The organism is Neobacillus sp. NPDC058068, from assembly GCF_042885335.1.
In the GTDB taxonomy this organism is placed as follows: Bacteria; Bacillota; Bacilli; order Bacillales; family Cytobacillaceae; genus Neobacillus.
Map to the genome: position 1 here is coordinate 1 of NZ_JBHVSI010000075.1, position 1,030 is coordinate 1,030.

Here is a 1,030-nt window from a genome sequence, read left to right on the forward strand (position 1 = left end):
GGTCAGGTCCACGTCGCTGAGGTCGGCCCGGGTGAAGTCGTCGAGCGGACCGTCCAGCAGCAGGGCGCCGAGCGCACCGCAGCCCGGCAGGCCGAGCAGCGGTCCCGCCGCGTGATCGAGGTCCCGCGCCAGAGCGCGCACGAGCTCCCGCACGGGAGCACGGTCGAGGTCTCGGGCGAGGGCTCGGGCGAGATCCCGGGCGAGAGCGTGCGCGAGGTCCTGGGCGCGGTGGTGGGCGAGGTCCCGCGCCAGATCGTGCGCCAGATCGTGCGCCAGGTCGTGGGCCAGGACACGCGCCCGGGTCAGTGCCCGGGGGACGTCGTGGGCGTGGTGCAGGGCGAAGTCGACCGCGAGGTACAGCTCGCGGGCCAGGGTGACATCACGTGGAAGCGCGATCAGATGACCGAGGTCGTCGGCGACGGTGCGGGCGAGCGCGTGCGCGAGGACCAGGGCGCGTGCGAGGTCACGGTCGACCTGCAGGGCCAGGTCCACCGCCCGCGACACGAGTCCGCCCCGGATGCTGGCCACGATGACCGGGTGTCGGCGCAGGGCTAGTCGGACCTGGGGATCCAGTGCCTGCACGACCCCGTCGAGTTCCCGGCGCCCCGGTCCCCGCACGGTGCCGTCGGCTCGGGCGTGCGCCTCGCCCCTGCGCGGGTTCTCGCGGAGGACCTCGGCCAGACCGGTCTCCAGGTCGATCACGGTGCCGAGTTCCCCGACCAGGGCGACGTGGCGGGCGTGGACCATGACCTCCCCCAGACCGGTCTCCAGGTCCAGCAACCCGGCGAGGCCGTTGACGAGACTCGTCAGCCGCGCGGTGATCCCCGGGTTGACCGCCTCGTCGTCCGGGTTGACCGCCCCGCCGTCCGCCACGGGCCCCGACCTGCCGGTCATGCCCCCTCCTCTCGGTCCCTCATCCGTAGGGCGACCGCCCGGCGGGCCTTCATCAGATTGGCGCGCACCGCGGCGGGTTCGATCCCCAGTTCCTCGGCGATCTCCGACGGGCTGTAGCCGGACACGCTCCAGGCCC

General features: G+C 74.0%; 2 protein-coding genes. Both read right to left on the reverse strand.

All coding sequences use genetic code 11. From position 1 onward, the window contains the following. Nucleotides 1–894 (reverse strand): hypothetical protein (locus ACFVSW_RS28050; RefSeq protein WP_387319902.1); only part of this gene is annotated, 894 nt, incomplete at its 3' end. Next, the gene (locus tag ACFVSW_RS28055; protein WP_387319903.1) at nucleotides 891–1,019 is read right to left on the reverse strand and encodes a sigma factor-like helix-turn-helix DNA-binding protein; all 129 of its coding nucleotides are present in this window, start codon (nucleotides 1,017–1,019) and stop codon (nucleotides 891–893) included. The genes ACFVSW_RS28055 and ACFVSW_RS28050, both read right to left, overlap by 4 nt. Nucleotides 1,020–1,030: the final 11 nt, after the last annotated feature.